The following is a 20,102-nucleotide window of genomic DNA, read 5'->3' on the forward strand; positions in this document are numbered from 1 at the left end:
TCCGCTTATTCCAGCGTAAAACTCTCGCCGGGCACGCCGTTGATCCACAACTCGCGCGTTTCTCCGGCAGGCAAGCTGAAGGTCAGGGTTTGCCATGCCGGTTTAAAGCGGCCTTCGGTAGTAATGTTCAACGTGATGCGCTGATTGTCACTGAGCATCTCCCAGCGCAGCCACAGCGCGTCGCCCTGCTGCCAGCCATAACTTTCCCCGTCGTCTTCAAATAACAGCCCAGAAGCGCTGCCACAGCCTTTTAGCGGATAGAGTTTAAGCTCGCGCCGATCGTCGGTCGTCACATCAACATGAGCCAATCGGGATGACAGCGGCAACCCTGCACCGGCACGTACCAGTAACGGCAAGCGCTCCAGCGGGGCCTCCAGCACCACCGTCTGGCCACCGCTGAACCACTGGCCGCTGTAGAAGCAGTACCAGCCATCTCCGTTATCCGGCAGATACACCGGCCGCTGGCGCTGCCCTTGTTCCACCACGCTGGCCACCAGCAGATCGCGGCCGATCATAAAATCGTCGGTTTCCCTTAGGGTCTGCTCGTCATGCTCATGGTCGAGGAAGGTTGGGCGCAGCATCGGCTCGTCGTCGGCACTGGCCTGCCACAGCAGGGTGTAGAAATACGGCATCAGCCGGTAGCGCAGGTTAATCGCCTCGCGCACCGCCGGGGTAGCGGCCGGGTACATCCAGGGTTCGTTAACCGTGGCGTCGTCGTTCCAGGAGTGAATGGTGAAACGCGGATGCATCACGCCGTTTTGCACCCAACGCACCAGGAGTTCGGCGTCCGGCTTGTCACCGGAAAAACCGCCGACGTCATGCCCCAGGTTATACAGGCCGGACAGACTCATGCCCAGCCCCATGCGGATGTTGTAGCGCAGGGTCTGCCAACTGGTGCGGTTGTCGCCGCTCCAGGTCTGCACATAACGCTGCATACCGGCACACCCGGAGCGCGAAATCAGATAGGGCCGCAGATCGGGAGCAAAACGTTGCTGGGCCTCCATTGAGGCACGCATCATCAGTAACGGCATCACCGGGCGGATATGCTTGATGGCAATCGGTCGGCCGAAACCGTGGCAACGAGCCTCACCGTCCCATACTTCGTATTCGTTATTGTCATTCCAGGTGGAATCGATACCCATCTCCAGCAGTTGCTGCGTCACGCCCTGCTGCCACCAGCGGACAGTCGCCGGATTGGTGAAGTCGAGGTGCGAGCCTTCGTCGTCCCAAAAGCTGGAGCGCTCCGGTTGGTCGCTTTCAGAATCACGGATAAACAGCCCCTGATCCGCCGCCTGCTGATACTGCGGGTGATCTTGCAACAGGCAGGGCTTGATGTTGGCCGCCAGCTTCAGCCCGGCGTCGTGAAACGCTTGGCTCAGTAGCTTGGGCTGCGGCACCTTGTCGTAATTCCAGTTGAACACATAGCGCTTGTTGGCAATCGAGGTGTAACCCGATGACAGCTGGAAAGAGTCGCAGGGAATATCATGCTGACGGCAGAGCTGAATAAACTGCTGCAGTTGCTGCTGGGCATCCGGCGCGTCGGTGTAATGCATAGTGGATCCGCTGTAGCCCAGGCTCCATTTCGGTCCAAAGTGGGTCTTGCCGGTCAGGCGCACGAACGCCTTGGTCACATCCAGCACCCTCGGCCCAAGGAACAGGTAATAATCCAGATCCCCCGCCTCCGCCTGATAGCGCCGATAAGCCAGATGGTAGTTGTCGATCTCATTACCCAGATCCAGCCAGCAGCTGCTCAGGTTGTCGTAAAACAGCCCGAAACTGGCCTCTTCACCGCGGGTGATGGTAAACGGAATGTGTTTGTACAGCGGGTCGGTGCTGGCGGCGTTGTAGCCCATCGCGTCCAGATTACGCATTTCAAAGCGACGGCCACTGCGTTCCAAATCCCCGGCCTTCTCACCCAGGCCATAGTAACGCTCGGCAGTCTGGCGGCGCTGATAATGCGCCACGCCGTCACCGTGCGGATTAAGCAGGTAAGCGCTGGTGGGCCGATCGGCTGCCAGTGGACGCCATTCCCCGGCGGCGTTGCAATGCTCCCACTCCAGCCACAACGGCTGATGCACGGTCACGCGCAGCGCAGACGTCGCCACCACCAGCCGATCGTCATGTTGCTGCAGCTGATAGCCCGGCAGGCCGAACCCGGCCACGCTCAGCCGATCACGTCCTTCCCAGGGCACGTCACTTTCCGGCGCGATGCTCCAGGTGCGATCCAACGCCAGCTCGCCGTTGCGTTTGATCAACACGCGGAACAGGTCGTTTTCCAGTACGTACAGGCAAAACAGGTGACGTTCGTCGACCAACAGTTCAATGCGATCGGCATACTGACCGGCCAACGTCCAATTTTTCAAGGTTTTCATAGGCATCCAACTTAACTATTAAGTGTTTTTTTACCGCCGCGTTCGGCGATCAAGGCAATCAGGAACAGGGCGCCGATCAGGTCGAAGAAGCCCATGGCGATAAACAGCGGATTGAAACCGACGGTATCGGAGACCGCGCCGATCAACAGCGTAAACAGGAAGCTGGCGATCCAGGCGCTGGAGCCGCGCATGCCGTTGACCGTCGCCACCTGGTTTTTATCGAACGATTCCACCACCAGCGCGCTGAGCATGCAGGAGATCACCTGATGGCCAAATCCGCCGATCGAGATCAGAGCGATCGCCAGGTAGGGATCTTTAGTGATCGCCACAAACGCCAGCGAGACCATCATGAATGCGCCGGTGACCGAACTGGCAACCACCGAGTTGACGCGGCTGCAGCCAAACCATTTGCGGTACAGCGTGGTGAGATAGCCGCTGGCAACGCTGCCGATGTCCGCCGCCAAAAACGGCAGCCAGGCAAACATGGCGATGTGTTTTAAATCCATGCCGCGCTCGGTGGCCAGGTACAGCGGCACCCAGAAACTGAATACCGCCCAGGCCGGTTCAGCAAGAAATGCCGGAATGGCTATGCCATAAAACTTTTTATTGCGGCACAGGATCGCCAGCGACTTGAGAAATGGCAGCCGGGGTAACTCGGGCTCGTTGTCTTCGCGGATCAGATCCAGCTCCTGCTGGCTCAGATTGGGGTGCTGCAGCGGCGAGTGATAGAAACGCCACCACAGCACGACCCAGACCAGCGCCAGCGCGCCGGAGAACAGGAAAGCGCCCTGCCAGCCAAAGGAGACATGGGCGATGACAATGATCGGCGGTGCCAGCATGGCACCAATAGAAAACCCGACGCCCGCCCAGCCGGCAGCGATCGGCCGTTCCTTTTTCGGGAACCAGTCGGAAATGGCCTTGGCGTTGGCCGGTGTGGCCGCCGCTTCTGCCCCACCCATGAAGAAGCGCAGGATCGCCAACTGCACCCAGGTGCCTGCCCCGGCGTGCATCATGCAGACCACCGCCCAGATGCTGGCGCAGATCAAGAACCCCATCTTCAGGCCGATCACGTCGATCAGCCAGCCACAGATCGGCTGAAACACCGTATAGGCCAGTTGAAACGACGCCACCACCCAGGAGTACTGTTCAGTCGTCATGTTCAGGCTGGTTTTCAGCTCCGGCGCCAGGATGCCCAGCGAATTACGAGTGATGTAGTTGACCGTCACGCCCAGTAAAAACAGCGCCAGCATCCACCAGCGCAGCGATTTAAATTTACGCCGGCCGCTGTCAACGACCGTCTGATTAATTTCAACACTCATCTGTCTTCTCTCCACGACGGCTGCCCGGTGACACAGCGCGCTTTTTGGTAGGGTACGTTTGGCTAGTGAAGGTATGGAACCCGTGAAATTGAGATGCGCCTCACAGAAGCAGGCATATCGTCTTCACAACCACCTGATTTATTTTCATTTTATTTATAATTCAGCCCATTAATTGGACTGATAAATCTATAAAGTTGGCATACCAATTCAGACTATCCAGCCGGAAGCGTGAGCGAAACGTGGTTTTTTGCAAAAGTTTTCATACACAGGATAAAAGGTCGCCATAATGGCGACCAAAGCCTGACAGTACGCCGAAAAAACACCGTGAAAATATTTTCATTACCAAATTTGAAGGAGATCACAGAATGAACGGAAAGCTGAAAATACAGGAAATCGCCCGCCAAACCGGGCTGTCGATCAGCACCGTTTCACGCGTATTAGCAGGCAAAGCCAACACCAGCGCCGAGGCACGTCAGAAGGTGCTGACCTGCGCCCAACAGAAGGGGATCCTGCAGGGGATTTCCAGCGGCCGACTGATGTTGAACAACGTGATGGTCTTCGCCCCGCAACGGGCCTTTGACGTGCGCACCGATATCTTTTACTACAAGGTGATCCAGGGCATCACTGCTGCGCTGGCAGAGCACGAAGTCCGTATTCGCTATTGCGGGCTTGAGGAATTACACAGCGATGGCGCGCTGTTTCTGGAAAAGATGAGCGATCCGCAGACCCAGGCGGCACTGATTATCGGCATCGATGACGAACATATTCACCAGTTAGCCGCCGACCTGAACAAACCCTGCGTACTGATTAACTGCAGCGACCGTCAGATGCGGCTCGATAGCGTGTCGCCCGACCATCAACTGATTGGCGAGTTCTCCGCCAACTATCTGTTCCAGCAGGGCCACAGCCATATTCTGAACCTGCAATGCCTGCGTCGGCACACCATGGAGTTGCGGCTGGCGGGCATTAAACAAGCCTATGCGCGACACAATATCGCCTTTGACGACGGTCGCCATCTGGTCACCACCTCCGGCTTCGGCAGCGAAGAGGCCGAACAGGCACTCACCACCTTTATCAATCGGGTCAGCCACCGCTCACAGTTGCCCACGGCCATTCTCGCCGGTGGCGACTATATGGCGGTCGGCGCGGTCAAGGCGCTCAACAAACTGCAGTTGAACGTGCCGGGCGATATCTCGGTGATGAGCACCGACGGTTTTAATCTGGCGGAAATTCATGACGTGCCGCTCACCTCGGTACATGTACCGCGTGACGAACTGGGCTATGAGGCCATTCAACTGTTGCAGCGCCGCATGCTGCGTGCCGATGCGCCCCCATGCAACCTGCTGCTGCATGGCAAGCTGGCGGTTCGCACCTCGGTCAAACGCATCAGCGCCCATAAAACCAACCCGGCGGTCAGCACCCACGATCATCGTCTTTACGATGTCTGAGCTACACTTAGTGTCAAAATATTTATAGATACCCTATAGCTTGAAAGATGACGGGTAACTTTTTTGCCTAAGGAGAGCCACTATGCCGACCCTAACAGCACGATCGGTCATCCCCCCTTATATGCTGCGCCGGATCATTGAGCACGGCAGCCTACCGCAGCGCGACTGCGCATTGCACACCCTGAATCACGTTCAGAGCCTGCTCGGCAACAAGCCACTGCGGGCCCCCGGGGCGAAAACCTCGACCGGTGGTGAAGTCATCCGCGATATTTACGATGCCGAAAACAGCACTCAACTGCCCGGCAAACAGGTGCGTAATGAGGGCCAGGCCAGCAACCACGACGTGGCGGTGGATGAAGCCTATGACTACCTCGGCGTCACCTACGATTTTTTCTGGCAGGCTTTCAAACGCAACTCGCTGGACAACCAGGGCCTGCCGCTGACCGGCAGCGTGCATTACGGCAAGGAATACCAGAACGCCTTTTGGAATGGCCAGCAAATGGTCTTCGGCGACGGGGATGGTGAAATCTTTAACCGTTTTACCATCGCCATCGACGTAGTCGGCCATGAATTGGCGCACGGCGTTACCGAAAGCGAAGCCGGGTTAATTTACTTCCAGCAAGCCGGGGCGCTGAATGAATCGCTGTCTGACGTGTTTGGTTCTTTGGTCAAGCAGTTCCACCTTAAGCAAACGGCTGATAAAGCCGACTGGCTGATTGGCGAGGGACTGTTGGCGAAAGGCATCAACGGCAAGGGCCTGCGTTCGATGTCGGCTCCCGGTACCGCCTACGACGATCCGTTGCTGGGGAAAGATCCGCAGCCGGCCAGCATGAAAGACTACATTCAGACCAAAGAAGACAACGGTGGCGTCCACCTCAACTCCGGTATCCCCAATCGCGCCTTTTATCTGGCGGCCACTGCACTGGGCGGCTATGCCTGGGAGAAAGCCGGTTACATCTGGTACGACACCCTGTGTGATAAGGCACTGCCGCAGGACGCTGATTTCGCCACCTTTGCCCGTACCACGGTGAAGCATGCAGAACAGCGCTTCGACAGCAAGGTAGCGCAAAAGGTACAGCAGGCCTGGCATCAGGTGGGGGTGGCATAATGAAACCTTTGCCGGTGCTCAATCAGGATACGGTCATTGAGCTGGCGCGTGAAGGCGGTTTCGCCTTTATTCCCAAACTGGCGGGCCAGCGGCGCATTGCGCTGGCCGACATTACGCCAGAGCAACGGCAGCGCCTGAACCAACTGTTGAACCAGACGCTGCCCTATGCCCAGGAAGAGGGTCAGCCGGACTCCCCCGGCTGCGGTGACCAACGCTATTTTCGCGTGCAGATCAGCTATTACAGCCAAACCCTGCGCAGTGAAATCGTGCTGTTGATCCCGGAAACCAGCGCTCCACAGGCGTTAGTCGACCTGTGGAAAACCGGCCAGGTCGATGAGTGAACACTTACAACGGCTGATAACTGAATAGCACGCGCTTTTTGGAGATCAGCCCATGGCCGTTCTGGCACAGATAGTCCACCGCGCCACAGGCCTTCAGCTCTTGCAACGGTTGCCCGCAATCCGGGCAGTGAGCCAACCGTTGATAATCGCTGTTACAGGCGGCGCAATGGTAGTGACCATTCACCCACTCCATCGTTTGATCGCATTGCGGACACTGTACTTCCATAGTCACTCCCAGGTTAAATCACGCCCCATGAGCGTAAGAAATAGATGCCCAACGCGGTAGTGAAAAACGATCCGACGGTGGTGATGGCGATAATATTCGCCGCCAGCGTGGCGTTCCCTCCCATGGCGCGCGTCATTACATAGCTGCCAGACGCCGTTGGCGTAGCCGAGAACAGGAAGATAATCCCCAGTGCCGCACCGTGAAAGCCGCATAACCAGCCACCCAGCGTCATTATCACTGGCACGATAAACAACTTGGCCGAAGAGGACAGCGCCGCCACGTTGGACGAACGGAACATGGCGCGCAGATCCAAACTGGCACCGGTGCACAGCAGTGCCAGCGGCAGCGACAGTGCAGAGATGTAGCTGCCCGTCTGCCGGATCACCTGAGGTATGCCCAGGCCGGTCTGCGCATAAGCCAAGCCGCACACCAGACCAATAATCAACGGATTGGTGACGATGCTGCGCAACAGCGACAGGCGACTGATCCTCTTGCCCTGCCCGCCCTGCAAGCTACGCGTCAGGGTAATCACCGACAGTACGTTAAACAGGATCACCGTCACCGTCAGGTACAGCGACCCCAGCGCAATTCCTTCGCTGCCGTAAGCGGTCATGGCGTAAGCCAGGCCGACAATGGCGGTATTGGCGCGGAAGCCCCCCTGAACGAAGACACCGCGTTCCCGCGGATCTTTAACCAGCCAGATAGCCGCCGCTTCCAGCAACAGGAAGGTGACGAGGGTACCGACAGCGCCAAAGATCACCAGCGGCAGGTTACCCAGCAACTGCGGATGGTTGGTGGCGATGCTGAAGAACAACAGGCAGGGCAGCGCAAGATTGAACACCAGCCGGGTGGCACCGTCGATAAACCGATCGTCCATCAGACGCCAGTGGCGCAGCAGTATGCCCAGCAACATCATTAACAGATTGGGGACAGTGACGTTAAATGCAAAACTCCAGGTTTCCCAGGACATGATGTTCCTTCAGGCTGACGGCGATAATCTACGGATAATAAAACGATTTCGGACCAATAAAAAAGGGGCGCGGTAGTGATACCGCGCCCCTCATACTGATTATCAGCTTTTTTTCAGGTGGCTCATCAGACGTTTACGCTTACGCATCTGGTTCGGTGTCAGCAGATTGCGCTTGCCGGCGAACGGGTTCTCACCCTCTTTGAACTGGATACGGATTGGCGTACCCATCACCTTCAGAGAACGGCGGAAATAGTTCATCAGGTAGCGTTTGTACGAATCGGACAGATCGGTCACCTGGTTGCCGTGGATCACCACAATCGGCGGGTTATACCCACCGGCGTGCGCATATTTCAGCTTCACGCGGCGGCCACGTACCAAGGGTGGCTGGTGGTCATCGGCGGCCATCTGCATGATTTTAGTCAGCATCGAGGTGTTCACGCGACGGGTCGCACACTCGTAAGCTTCCAGGACCGAGACGAACAAGTTGCCAACGCCGCTACCGTGCAGGGCAGAGATAAAGTGAATGCGGGCGAAATCGACAAAGCCCAGACGCATATCGAGCATCTCTTTCACGTGATCGCGATCTTCCTCGCTCATGCCGTCCCACTTGTTGACCACAATCACCAGTGAGCGCCCGCTATTGAGGATAAAGCCGAGCAGCGAGAGGTCCTGATCGGAAATGCCTTCGCGTGCATCCACGACCAGCAACACCACGTTAGCGTCTTCGATCGCCTGCAGGGTTTTGATTACCGAGAACTTCTCTACGGTTTCCGTCACCTTGCCGCGCTTACGCACCCCGGCGGTATCGATCAGCACATATTCGCGTTCGTCACGAACCATCGGGATATAAATGCTGTCACGGGTGGTGCCCGGCATGTCGTAAACCACGACACGATCTTCGCCGAGGATACGGTTAGTCAGTGTGGACTTACCTACGTTAGGACGACCGACGATAGCCAGCTTGATCGGCAAATCCTGCGGGTTGAAGTCATCTTCCGGCTCGTCTTCCGGGCCTTCGAGGTTTTCACCTTCTTGCTCGGCCCAATAAGCGGCGTTAGCCTCTTCTTCGGTCAGCTCGACTTCTTCCGGCTTTTCACCGACAAACGGCACCAGCACGTGTTCGATCAACTGCGCCACGCCACGACCGTGGGAAGCAGCAATCGCATGCACGTCGCCCAGGCCCAGCGAGTAGAAATCGGCGGTGGCCATGTCGGGATCCATACCGTCGGTTTTGTTGGCAACCAGGAAGGTGGCTTTCTGACGGTTGCGCAGATGCTGGGCAATGCCCAGATCGGCTGGCATCAGACCGGCGCGAGCATCGACCATAAACAGCACGATGTCTGCTTCTTCGATCGCCAGCAGCGACTGACCGGCCATGCGGGTTTCAACGCCGTCTTCGGTGCCGTCAATGCCCCCGGTATCGACGATAATAAATTCATTACCCTCAACCTCAGCACGACCATACTTGCGGTCTCGCGTTAGCCCGGGGAAATCCGCCACCAGCGCATCGCGCGTATGGGTTAAACGGTTAAACAAGGTGGATTTACCCACATTCGGGCGCCCTACTAGCGCGACGACAGGTATCATTGTGAAGCCTCATTACTTAATAATCAAAGCGTTACTACACCATGGGTAGACACCAGGAGTGCAGCTTATAAAAATACGAAACGGCCCCTGAACACTCAGGAGCCGTTGGCAATCCGTGCGACGATCGGCGTTAGCGGGTGAAAGCGTAAACTTTTCCGCCCTTCGCCTGGATGACCAGCTTATCGCCAGCAACCATTGGCGCAGACAGGAAGCCGGAGCTATCCACTTCTTGCTGAGCAACAAAACGGCCGTCCGTGGTATTGATCCAGTGCAGGTAACCTTCTGAGTCACCGGTCACCAGGAAACCATTGTACATCACCGGCGGGGTCAGGTTGCGGTGCAGCAGATCGCTCTGCGTCCATACGGTCACGCCACCTTCGGTGCTCAATGCCACCACGCGATCGTTCTGATCGATAAGGTAGATGCGGCCGGCATCAACGATAAAGTCGTTCACCGAGCCCAGTTCACGCTTCCACATGATCTGGCCGGAACGCAGATCCAACGCCGTCAGGTTGCCATTGTAACCTAATGCGTAGACAACGCCCTCAACAATCACCGGCGTAGTGTCGACATCGTTCAAACGATCGATTTCGGTCGCGCCGCTCGGCTGGGAAATACGTTGCTGCCAAATCAACTGACCTTGCTGCATCAGCACCGCATTTACACGACCGTTATCACCGCCGACAATGGCTGCGCCAAAGGCAACGGCCGGTGCGGATTCACCGCGCAACGACAGTGAAGGCATGTCCAGGTTAACCGTCCACTTCACCGCGCCGTCAGATTCGTTCAACGCCTGCAGCAGGCCGTTAGTGGTGTGGATCAGCACCATACCGTCGCTGATCACCGGACGTGAAATCGCTTCGCCGGCCACTTTGGTCTGCCACGCGACGGTACCGTCTGCAGTATTCAGCGCGTAGACCACCGCTTTCTCACTGCCAACGTAAGCCTTGTCACCCGCGACCGCCATACCGCCCGACAGCAGTGCCGGCAGGTTGCTGGAGAAGAAGCCGGTTTTCTCAGAGAGATCAACCTTCCACTTTTCGTTACCGTTATCGGCATCCAGCGCTTTCACGATACCGTGACGATCGGCGGCATAAATCGTGTTGTCCTGGAAAGCAGGACGCAGGTGAGAATAGAACTCACCGACGCCGTCACCGACCGAGGTACTCCACGCCTTGTTTGGCGTGAACTGATTTTCAACTTTCGGCAGCGGCGACATGGTAACCACGTCTTCTTCACTGTTGAACAGTGAGCAACCACTCAACAAGGCAACGGAAACCAGTCCGACCAAGAGTGTTTTACGCAATTGCATGGGAATTCCCCTTAGCTGGACAAGTTATTCAATTTCATGCGCAGCAGAACCTGCAGCGCCTGAGAAGCGTTAGACTCAATGCCTTTACTGTAAGCCTCACGCGCACCTTTGGTGTCGCCTTTGGCCAACAGCACGTCGCCGCGCGTATCTTGCGCCATCGCCGCCCAGCCTTCGCCTTTCACGCCATCCAGCGTTTTCAGCGCGTCATCCAGCTTTTTCTCCTGCACCTGGACACGGGCCAGACGCAGGTTAATCATCGAAAGCAGGTTTTCATCTTTGGTCTGGCCCTGAGCCAGCACCAGTTGTTGGCTCGCTTTGGCAAACTCATTCTGCTCAACAAAATGCTTCGCCAGCTCCAGCGAGGCCATCACGCCGTAGCTGTTGCTGTTGGCCTGTGCAAACTTCTCCGCAGCGGCGACATCGTCCGGTTTACCGAGAGCCAGACGATCGCTGGCTTCCTGATAAGATTGGGACGCAACCATCATGTTGGAGTTTTCGTGGCTCTGCCAGTAACGCCAGCCGACCAGGGCACCAATTCCGAGCACCACGCCCACTGCCAGCGCTTTGCCGTTTTCAGCAAAGAACCGACGCACGGCGTCGACTTGTTCGTTTTCAGTGGTATAGACTTCCACGGTGTCCTTCTCCTTAACCTAACATCGTTGCCAGACGCACTGCGACTTCGCTTTGCGCCAGCGTTTCTTGTTCACCACTGCGCAGGTCTTTGACCACGACCTGCTGGGCTGCGACTTCGTTCTCACCCAGGATCAAGGCGACGCGTGCGCCCCACTTATCCGCACGGGTGATCTGCTTCTTAAAGTTACCGCCGCCGTAGTTGGTCATCAGTTTGAGCTGTGGCGCCGCATCACGCACGCGCTCCGCCAACTGCATGGCCGCACTCTGAGTCCCGGCACCGGAGGAGATCACGTATACGTCAATGGTCGCCGCGGCTTTAAACTCTGGGTTAACAGCCTGAACCAGCAGCACCAAGCGTTCCAGGCCCATGGCGAAACCGACTGCCGGCGTTGCACGCCCGCCCAGTTGCTCGACCAGACCGTCATAACGCCCGCCGGCACACACCGTACCCTGAGCGCCCAGACTGGTGGTCACCCATTCGAATACCGTACGGTTGTAATAGTCCAGACCGCGCACCAGGCGTTCATTGATGGTATATGGGATGCCCGCCTGCGCCAAAAGTTCACACAGACCTTCGAAGTGGGCTTTGGATTCTTCATCCAGATACTCGGACAACCGTGGCGCGTCGTTCAGCAACGCCTGCACTTGCGGGTTTTTCGAGTCCAGTACGCGCAGCGGGTTGCTGTACATGCGGCGTTTGCAATCTTCGTCCAGCTTGTCTTGATGCTGTTCCAGGAATGCCACCAGTGCATCGCGGTAATTGGCGCGTGCTTCCAGTGAACCAATGGAGTTCAGCTCCAGCTTGACGTGCTCGGAGATCCCCAGTGCTTTCCACCAGCGGGCGCTCAGCAGGATCAGCTCGGCGTCGATATCCGGGCCCTGCAGGCCAAACACTTCGGCCCCCAGTTGATGGAACTGGCGATAGCGGCCTTTTTGCGGGCGCTCGTAGCGGAACATCGGACCGACGTACCACAGACGCTGCTCCTGATTGTACAGCAGACCATGTTCGATGCCGGCGCGAACGCAGCCAGCCGTCCCTTCCGGACGCAGCGTCAGGCTTTCGCCATTGCGGTCGTCGAAGGTATACATTTCTTTTTCCACGACGTCGGTCACTTCGCCGATCGCGCGTTTGAATAACGGGGTCTGCTCTACAATCGGCAAACGGATTTCGCTGTAACCGTAGCCGCTAAGCACCTGCTTGAGGATGCCTTCAATACGCTGCCATAATGCCGTTTCTTCCGGCAGGTAGTCGTTCATGCCGCGAATGGCTTGAATGTTCTTTGCCACGTGAGTTCTCTGTCCGTTGTCTATAAAAATGAACCCGATTATAGGGACTTTGCCGTCCCGTATTCAACGCGAATGCAGAGTTCTGCTCCCGGGTTCATAAACAAGCGGGCTAAAAAGCCCGCCGTATCGGTATAATGCTTATTTTTCCAGCAGGTTGACCGCGATGCGATTGCTTTCATCCAGCATCGACGCCTTGGCGCGGATTTTGGCTTCCAACTGGTCAATCATCTGCTCGTTGTCGAAACGTTCTCTCTGGCGCACGCCGTCTTCGTAGAAACCACTCTTTTTGTGGCCACCGGTCACGCCCAGCGTGGAAACCAGGGCTTCGCCCGGGCCATTGACCACACAGCCGATAATCGAAATGTCCATCGGCGTGATGATGTCTTCCAGACGCTGTTCCAGCGCGTTCACCGTACCGATAACGTCAAATTCCTGACGTGAACAGGTCGGGCACGCGATAAAGTTAATACCGCGAGCGCGGATGCGCAGCGATTTCAAAATGTCGAAACCGACCTTCACTTCTTCCACCGGATCGGCTGCCAACGAGATACGCAGGGTATCGCCGATGCCTTCCGACAGCAGCAGCCCCAAACCAATCGCCGACTTCACTGAGCCACTGCGTGCGCCACCGGCTTCGGTGATGCCCAGATGCAACGGCTGATCGATACGTGCAGCCAGCAGACGATAGGATTGCACCGCCAGGAACACATCGGAAGCCTTAACGCTGACTTTAAACTGGTCGAAGTTGAGGCGGTCGAGGATATCAACGTGGCGCATGGCGGATTCGAGCAGCGCTTCCGGCGTAGGTTCGCCGTACTTTTCCTGGATGTCTTTTTCCAGCGAACCGCCATTCACCCCGATACGGATTGGGATGTTTTTATCGCGTGCGCAGTCTACCACTGAGCGAATACGCGACTCGTTACCGATATTGCCCGGGTTGATGCGCAAGCAGTCTACGCCATACTCTGCAACCTGCAGCGCGATACGGTAATCGAAGTGGATATCGGCGACCAGCGGCACGTTGACCTGCTGCTTGATCAGCCTGAATGCCTCGGCGGCATCCATGGTGGGGACTGAAACGCGGACGATATCGACACCCACGCGCTCCAGTGCTTTGATCTGATTAACCGTGGCTTCAACATCAGTGGTACGGGTGTTAGTCATCGACTGCACGGCAATCGGCGCACCATCACCAATAGGCACATTGCCGACGTAAATTCGCGTTGATTTTCGACGGATGATGGGCGATTGGTTATGCATTACTTACTCTCCATTGTTGCCCTGACTCAACGACAATGGCCGCGCAATTACTGCGCGGCAACGGTCAGACGAGCAACACGGTTTGACTTAACAAACCGGCTTAAATCAACCGGCTTACCTTGATATTGAATCTGTACTGCGGCCGGTGCACCAATGGTCAGTTTGTACGGCGCGGTACCCGCCAGGCTCAGCTTGCCGCCGCTTTTCTGGCTGCCGCTGTACAACGTTTTACCGCTGGCATCACTCACCTGCAGCCAACAGTCGGCGGAGAACTCCATGACCAGCGCGTTAGGATCAACCGCCGCTGCAGTCACACCCGCGTCAGCGGTTGGCAAGGGTGCAGCAGGTGCCACAGGCGTGGTCTCTGGCAGCGTTGTCTGGCTTGGTGAAACCACCGCAGGTTGTTGCGCGGTTGCACTGCCGGTAACGGCCGGAGTCTGCGACTGCTGTGGAGCAACGCCGGTATCAACCGGCGTGGAACCATTGTCAGCCAAAGGTGCACTGTTGTCGGCATTGCTGTCGGTCAACGGCACAGATTGGCCTTCATTGTTATTCTGTGAAAGCTGGGCAGAGGATTGATCGGCCATAGTGGCGATTTCTTCCTGCTGGGCCTTGTGGTTTTGCCACCACCAGGCGCCGGTCAGGCCAACCACTACGAAAACGATCAGCCAGGTGAAGCTCATCAGCCAGCCGTCGCGTTTTTTGCGGCGCTTGCCCAATGAGAAACTCTGCATGGGGGCAACTTTCGCTACCTTCAGCGGAGCCTGCTTGGCCAGCATCGGCAGCAGTTCATCCTCTGGTACACGCACCAGCTTGGCGTAGGAACGGATATAACCCCGCACGAAGGTTGAAGCCAAATCTGCGGACAGATTGTCTTCTTCGATATCGCGCACGGTAGACATTTTGAGGCACAGGCGTTCTGCAACGGCCTGTTGACTCAACCCGAGTTGTTCACGGGCTTGACGCAGACGTTCGCCTGTCGTCATTGATACGGTTTTATCTTGGGAGGCTTCAGTATTCATTAGCTAAGAACTGCTGGTACTGTTTGGATTGTGGAAAACTTCGCGATAACTGCTTGCCATAACGTTGCACGCTATCTTGGCGCCCGGCTAACGCGGCGAAACGAATCTGTAACCATAAGCTGTCGGCGCTAGCCGGCAGAACATGTTGATAACTATCGAGTAAAAGTTGCGACTGCGCGCGCTTCCCTTCTCCAAATTGCTTTTCTGCCTCCACTAACAGTGGAGTGCCTTTGTCCGGATCGATCTTCATCGCACGCGTTAACAAGGTGCGTGCTTCATCGTTCTGTCCGGCCTTGAGAAAACAGTAACCTGCGTTTTCCAGGCTGTCGGCAACCTGACCGTAATCCGGTGCTACTGCCGCAGCGCTAAACTGCTGTTGTGCCGGTACATACTGCCCTAAACTGCAAAGAAACGCACCGTAATTATTCAGCACGGTGCCATTGCCAGACGCAAGTTTGAGCGCTTGCTGATAACGCTGTTCGGCCGCGCTATTTTCACCCATCCGCTGCTCATAGAGTGCCATGCCCAATTGGGTACGGTAATCCTGTGGGGCAGCTTCCGCCGCCTTCTCCAGATTCTGTCGCGCGGCAGGTAAATCGCCCTGCTTCAGATATTCCAGACCCAGTTGCAAACGCGTTTGGCCCGCTTGTGACTGCGCGTCTTTTTCTTCCGGTGTTGAACCGGAACAGCCCGCCAGTAAACCGGCTGCCAGCAACATCCCCCACAGAGTCAGCTTCATGCCTGCATTCATTTCCTTGTCTGATGTCACCTTACAATCTGTTGGTATAACAGATTGTAAGATAACAAAAAAATCATGCTATAGGGTTCAGACCGCACGTACGGAGATAGGTTCCCCGGCCATTTTCTTTTTCAGGGTACGCTTGGTACGGTCGATCACTTCACCCGCCAGTTGCCCGCAGGCGGCATCGATATCATCACCACGGGTTTTACGAACAATAGTCGTAAAGCCGTATTCCATCAACACTTTGGAAAAACGATCCACCCGGCTGTTGGAGCTGCGGCCGTAAGGTGCCCCCGGGAACGGGTTCCATGGGATCAGGTTGATCTTGCATGGCGTGTCTTTCAGGACTTCAGCCAGTTGGTGCGCATCGTCGGTGCTGTCATTGATATGGTCCAGCATCACGTACTCGACCGTGACCCGGCCCTGGTTGGCATTGGATTTTGCCAGGTAGCGGCGCACCGCAGCCAGGAAGGTTTCGATGTTGTATTTACGGTTGATCGGCACGATATCATCGCGGATCTTGTCGTTCGGAGCATGCAGCGAGATTGCCAGCGCAACGTCGATCATATCGCCCAACTTGTCCAGCGCCGGCACCACACCGGAGGTAGACAGGGTCACACGACGCTTGGACAGGCCAAAACCGAAGTCGTCCAGCATGATTTCCATCGCCGGTACCACATTGCTCAGGTTGAGCAGCGGCTCACCCATCCCCATCATCACCACGTTGGTGATCGGGCGTTCGCCGGTGACTTTCAGTGCGCCGATGATTTTCGCCGCACGCCACACCTGGCCAATGATTTCCGACACGCGCAGGTTGCGGTTAAAGCCTTGCTGGGCGGTCGAACAGAATTTGCATTCCAGTGCACAACCCACCTGGGAAGAAACACACAGGGTCGCACGGTCGCCGTCCGGGATAAATACGGTTTCGACCTGCTGATCGCCCACTTTGATCGCCCATTTAATGGTGCCATCGGCTGAGCGTTGTTCTTCCGCCACTTCTGGCGCACGGATCTCGGCGACGCTTTGCAATTTATTGCGCAGGACCTTGTTGATGTCGGTCATCTGCTCAAAATCATCGCAGCAATAGTGGTACATCCACTTCATCACCTGATCGGCACGGAAGGGTTTTTCGCCCATTTTGGCGAAGAACTCACGCAACTGCTGACGGTTTAAATCCAGCAGGTTAATTTTGGCCACAGCCGGTTGTTCCGCGTTAACGGATTGAGTAGTCAGCGAATTATTTTCAGACACGATGTGCTCGGACGTGATGGGTTCTAACATAATTGATCTCTGGCCTCGTTGTTACACGTTACGGCGCGAAAGAGTGGAAAGTAAGTGCGTCGTTCAACCCGCATCAATTGCGGTGACGGCGCTAAAAAGCGCGCCCCTGACAAGAAGCCTTATCAGGGGCGCGGCATTGTACAAATTTTAGTAGCAGCTTTCCACGTCTGAAAGGCATTCAGGGCATTTTTATTGTTTCAGCCGGTGAATACCGAATTCGGACGGGTATTATTAACGTGAGCAGATTTCACTTTCGTTAAAGAAATACGCGATTTCGCGCTGTGCAGATTCTACTGCGTCAGAACCGTGAACGGCGTTGGCAGTGAAGCTGTCCGCGTAGTCAGCACGCAGGGTGCCGGCCAGTGCGTTGTCTGGGTTGGTCGCGCCCATGATGTCACGGTTGCGCTGTACTGCGTTTTCCGCTTCCAGAACCTGTACCACGATCGGGCCAGAGGTCATGAACTCGACCAGGCCATCGAAGAATGGGCGGCCTTTGTGCTCAGCGTAGAAGCCTTCAGCTTGTTCGCGAGTCAGACGCAGCATTTTGGATGCGATGATTTTGAAACCGGCGCGCTCAAAGCGAGCATAGATTGCGCCGATGTCGTTGTTAGCTACAGCGTTTGGTTTAATGATGGAAAAGGTACGTTCTACGGTCATGATGGCCTCTGTATAACTTCCAAAACAGGCCGGTCTGTAAACAGGGTGCCGGCCTTCTCAAGTGGCGCAGATTATATGTGCGCTGGTAACGCTTGCCTACGGGAAAAACAACATTTCATTAAAAAATCATTATCTTTATTCTTCACTTTGCGGCCCAGAGCACAGGTTATGAAAACTCAGCCTAATCGAGGCTAAATTCGCGCACGGCCACCTGACCACTCTCATCCAGCACGCTGAGCTGATAACGGCCGGGTTGGGTCAACGTCTGCAACAACGACTCCCCTTCCCCCACCAGTTGGCCGTTGAGGAACCACCAGCGCTGTCCGCCGCCCCCCTGGGTGCTGACCCGCAAATCAAGCGCATTGTTGCCAGGCAGGCGACGCAGTATCGCGCCGTCACGCACGCCCAACATCAACAACGGCGGAGCTTCTTGTTGCTGCAACGGCGGGCACTGTGGATCGATAGCCGGCAAGCGCTGAGCACGGCGCTCCGCCGCAGGCAACCAGGGCTCCAGCGGCGTTGGCCACAGTGCCAGCCGACGCGGTGTCGCCCCCGGGCAATCCGCCGCCACCCGCAATCCACGCGCGTTCAACCACATCAGCGGCTGACTGCCCAGCAGGCTTTCCTGGCCCGGCGCGGGCAGCGTCGGCGGGATAGTCCCGTCGAGGATCCAGCTCAGACGCCGCTGACGGCAATTGCTGTCCCCCGCTGGAAGCGGCTGGCCGCCCGGCCAGCAAATCACCGCACGGCTGACGCTGGCGGGGCGTGGATCGGCCGGAATGCCTTCGCCACGCTGGCGTAGAGATGTCAGCAACAGGTTGTTGACCTGATTCAGCAGAGGCACCGCCGTGGCGAAGCCGAACTGCCCGGCCACCGGCGTGCCGTCCGGTCGGCCCACCCAAATACCCATCGTGTAGCGGGCATTAACGCCAATCGCCCAGGCGTCGCGGTAACCGTAACTGGTGCCGGTCTTCCACGCCAACGGCACGCTGGCGGGCAATGCATCATCCGGTAGTGGGCGCGCCTCTCCCGCCAGTATTCGCCGCACAATCCAGGCGGCACCCGGTGACATTAACTGGCGATCGTAAACTCCTTGCTGAGGCGTAAAACGCAGCGGTGCCACCCGGCCCTGACGAGCCAGCGCGCTGAATCCGGCCACCAACTGATCCAGCCGGGCACCGGCCCCGCCCAGGATCAGCGCCAGGCTCGGTTCGGCGTGAGCTGGCAGTCGCAGTTCAACCCCCACGTTACGCAAGTTGGCGGCAAAACGCTTTGGCCCGTAGGCCTCCAGCAACTGTACCGCTGGCAGGTTAAGCGAACGCGATAGCGCCTCACTGGCGCTGACCGGGCCGTGGAAACCGGTATCAAAATTGCCGGGTCGATAATCGCCGAAACGACGCGGTACGTCTTGCAACAGCGATTCAGCGTGGATCAGGCCATCGTCCAGCGCCAACCCATACAAGAAGGGTTTTAGCGTCGAGCCCGGCGAACGCCAGGCGGCCACCATGTCAACATGGCCAAAGCGGCTGTTATCGTTCAAATCCAATGAGCCCAGATAGGCGCGTACCTTCATATTGGTGTGATCAACCACCAAGACACCAACCGAGGTTTTCTCGGGCAGTTGGCTCTTCCAGCCGCGTGCCAGTTCTTCCAGCCGCCGCTGTAACGTGGCGTCCAGCGTGGTGGTTACCACCTGACTGCGGTTACTTTGCGTCATGCGCCTGGCCAGTAACGGGGCCAACTGTGGCACCTGGCGCGGGGCCAACCACAGCGCCTCCTGACGGATTTCAGCCACCTGCTGCGCCGGCCAAACCTGATAATACGCCAGCCGTTCCAGCACTTTGTCACGTGCAGCCTGTGCCCGTTCCGGGTAGCGATCCGGTCGCAAACGGCTGGGAGCCTGTGGCAACACGGCCAATAACGCCGCCTCACCCCGCGTCAGCGCCGAGGGCGGCTTGCCCAGATAAGTCCAGCTTGCTGCACCGATCCCCTGTAGCGTGCCACCGTACGGCGCCCGGTTAAGGTAGATTTCGAGGATTTGATCCTTCGACAGATGCCATTCCAACTGAGCGGTGCGCCATACCTGTCGCAATTTCCCCCCCAGCGTGCGGGGATGGGGATCTATCAGCCGCGCCACCTGCATCGACAGCGTGCTGCCGCCGGAAACAATCTGCCCGTTGCGCAGGTCCTGCCAGGCAGCACGGGCCAGCGACAACGGATTAATCCCAGGGTGCTGATAGAACCAGCGATCCTCATAGGTCAGCAATGCCTGCAGATAATAGGGCGAGACCTGCTGCAGGCTGACCGGATAGCGCCATACGCCGTCACTGTCCGCATAGCGCCACAACGGCGTGCCGTCCTCCGCCACCACCACGCGCGCCATCTCGGCATCTTTCAACGGCAGCGGCCACAGCCGATCCGCCAACCACAGTAAAGCGGGCAGCAGGACAATGACCAGCAGCCAGAGGGCGCCTCGGCGACGTAAATGGGTGAGGAGTCGATTCATTGGGAAACTATCACTCCCTTGCCCCGCCTCC

At 57.1% G+C, this 20,102-nt stretch carries 17 protein-coding genes; 3 read left to right on the plus strand and 14 right to left on the minus strand.

The features are described from left to right. Nucleotides 1–5: 5 nt before the first annotated feature. Complete coding sequence (locus NHG65_RS19680) at nucleotides 6–2,372, minus strand: glycoside hydrolase family 31 protein (RefSeq protein ID WP_499182577.1); 2,367 nt, start codon at nucleotides 2,370–2,372, stop codon at nucleotides 6–8. 11 nt (nucleotides 2,373–2,383) lie between these two features. Further along, a complete protein-coding gene (locus tag NHG65_RS19685) occupies nucleotides 2,384–3,691 on the minus strand; it encodes an MFS transporter (RefSeq protein WP_085118233.1) in 1,308 nt (435 codons plus the stop codon). A gap of 365 nt (nucleotides 3,692–4,056) precedes the next feature. On the opposite strand from NHG65_RS19685, the gene NHG65_RS19690 reads away from it, so the two are divergent. From NHG65_RS19690 to NHG65_RS19700, 3 genes are all read left to right on the plus strand, one after another. Next, nucleotides 4,057–5,139 (plus strand): LacI family DNA-binding transcriptional regulator, encoded by a 1,083-nt coding sequence (locus tag NHG65_RS19690; protein WP_099062658.1) that lies wholly within the window; start codon nucleotides 4,057–4,059, stop codon nucleotides 5,137–5,139. Between the two features lie 82 nt (nucleotides 5,140–5,221). After that, nucleotides 5,222–6,247 (plus strand): M4 family metallopeptidase, encoded by a 1,026-nt coding sequence (locus tag NHG65_RS19695; RefSeq protein ID WP_099062659.1) that lies wholly within the window; start codon nucleotides 5,222–5,224, stop codon nucleotides 6,245–6,247. Beyond that, on the plus strand, nucleotides 6,247–6,588 hold the full coding sequence (locus NHG65_RS19700) for a protealysin inhibitor emfourin (RefSeq protein WP_099062660.1): 342 nt from the start codon (nucleotides 6,247–6,249) through the stop codon (nucleotides 6,586–6,588). Before NHG65_RS19695 ends, NHG65_RS19700 begins: the two co-directional genes overlap by 1 nt. 4 nt (nucleotides 6,589–6,592) lie before the next feature. Here the strand turns inward: NHG65_RS19700 and NHG65_RS19705 are convergent, their stop codons facing one another. From NHG65_RS19705 to pbpC, 12 genes are all read right to left on the minus strand, one after another. Next, nucleotides 6,593–6,814, minus strand: coding sequence for a zinc ribbon domain-containing protein (locus tag NHG65_RS19705; RefSeq protein WP_099062661.1), 222 nt, complete (start codon nucleotides 6,812–6,814; stop codon nucleotides 6,593–6,595). A 13-nt stretch (nucleotides 6,815–6,827) separates the two neighbouring features. After that, entirely contained in the window at nucleotides 6,828–7,784 is a 957-nt protein-coding gene (locus tag NHG65_RS19710; RefSeq protein ID WP_099062662.1) for an AEC family transporter, read from the minus strand. 102 nt (nucleotides 7,785–7,886) lie between these two features. After that, on the minus strand, nucleotides 7,887–9,371 hold the full coding sequence (gene der, locus NHG65_RS19715; protein ID WP_085118243.1) for a ribosome biogenesis GTPase Der: 1,485 nt from the start codon (nucleotides 9,369–9,371) through the stop codon (nucleotides 7,887–7,889). 130 nt (nucleotides 9,372–9,501) lie between these two features. Next, nucleotides 9,502–10,683 (minus strand): outer membrane protein assembly factor BamB, encoded by a 1,182-nt coding sequence (bamB, locus tag NHG65_RS19720; protein ID WP_085118245.1) that lies wholly within the window; start codon nucleotides 10,681–10,683, stop codon nucleotides 9,502–9,504. 11 nt (nucleotides 10,684–10,694) lie between these two features. Beyond that, nucleotides 10,695–11,315: a YfgM family protein gene (locus tag NHG65_RS19725; RefSeq protein ID WP_099062663.1), complete on the minus strand. Its 621-nt coding sequence runs from the start codon at nucleotides 11,313–11,315 to the stop codon at nucleotides 10,695–10,697. A gap of 13 nt (nucleotides 11,316–11,328) precedes the next feature. After that, complete coding sequence (gene hisS, locus NHG65_RS19730) at nucleotides 11,329–12,603, minus strand: histidine--tRNA ligase (RefSeq protein WP_099062664.1); 1,275 nt, start codon at nucleotides 12,601–12,603, stop codon at nucleotides 11,329–11,331. Between the two features lie 138 nt (nucleotides 12,604–12,741). Beyond that, nucleotides 12,742–13,863, minus strand: a complete 1,122-nt coding sequence (gene ispG / locus NHG65_RS19735) for a flavodoxin-dependent (E)-4-hydroxy-3-methylbut-2-enyl-diphosphate synthase (RefSeq protein ID WP_099062665.1) — start codon at nucleotides 13,861–13,863, stop codon at nucleotides 12,742–12,744. Nucleotides 13,864–13,910: 47 nt separating this feature from the next. Continuing rightward, on the minus strand, nucleotides 13,911–14,885 hold the full coding sequence (gene rodZ, locus NHG65_RS19740) for a cytoskeleton protein RodZ (protein WP_099062666.1): 975 nt from the start codon (nucleotides 14,883–14,885) through the stop codon (nucleotides 13,911–13,913). Beyond that, complete coding sequence (gene pilW, locus NHG65_RS19745; protein ID WP_499182578.1) at nucleotides 14,875–15,624, minus strand: type IV pilus biogenesis/stability protein PilW; 750 nt, start codon at nucleotides 15,622–15,624, stop codon at nucleotides 14,875–14,877. The genes rodZ and pilW overlap by 11 nt, the downstream gene beginning before the upstream one ends. Before the next feature lie 87 nt (nucleotides 15,625–15,711). Then, complete coding sequence (gene rlmN / locus NHG65_RS19750) at nucleotides 15,712–16,908, minus strand: dual-specificity RNA methyltransferase RlmN (protein ID WP_085118255.1); 1,197 nt, start codon at nucleotides 16,906–16,908, stop codon at nucleotides 15,712–15,714. Between the two features lie 231 nt (nucleotides 16,909–17,139). Then, a complete protein-coding gene (gene ndk, locus NHG65_RS19755; protein ID WP_012146321.1) occupies nucleotides 17,140–17,565 on the minus strand; it encodes a nucleoside-diphosphate kinase in 426 nt (141 codons plus the stop codon). Nucleotides 17,566–17,746: 181 nt separating this feature from the next. After that, entirely contained in the window at nucleotides 17,747–20,071 is a 2,325-nt protein-coding gene (gene pbpC, locus NHG65_RS19760) for a peptidoglycan glycosyltransferase PbpC (protein ID WP_413478455.1), read from the minus strand. Nucleotides 20,072–20,102 lie beyond the last annotated feature (31 nt).

Origin of the sequence: Serratia myotis (assembly GCF_027474885.1) — a bacterium.
Taxonomy (GTDB): domain Bacteria; phylum Pseudomonadota; class Gammaproteobacteria; order Enterobacterales; family Enterobacteriaceae; genus Serratia; species Serratia proteamaculans.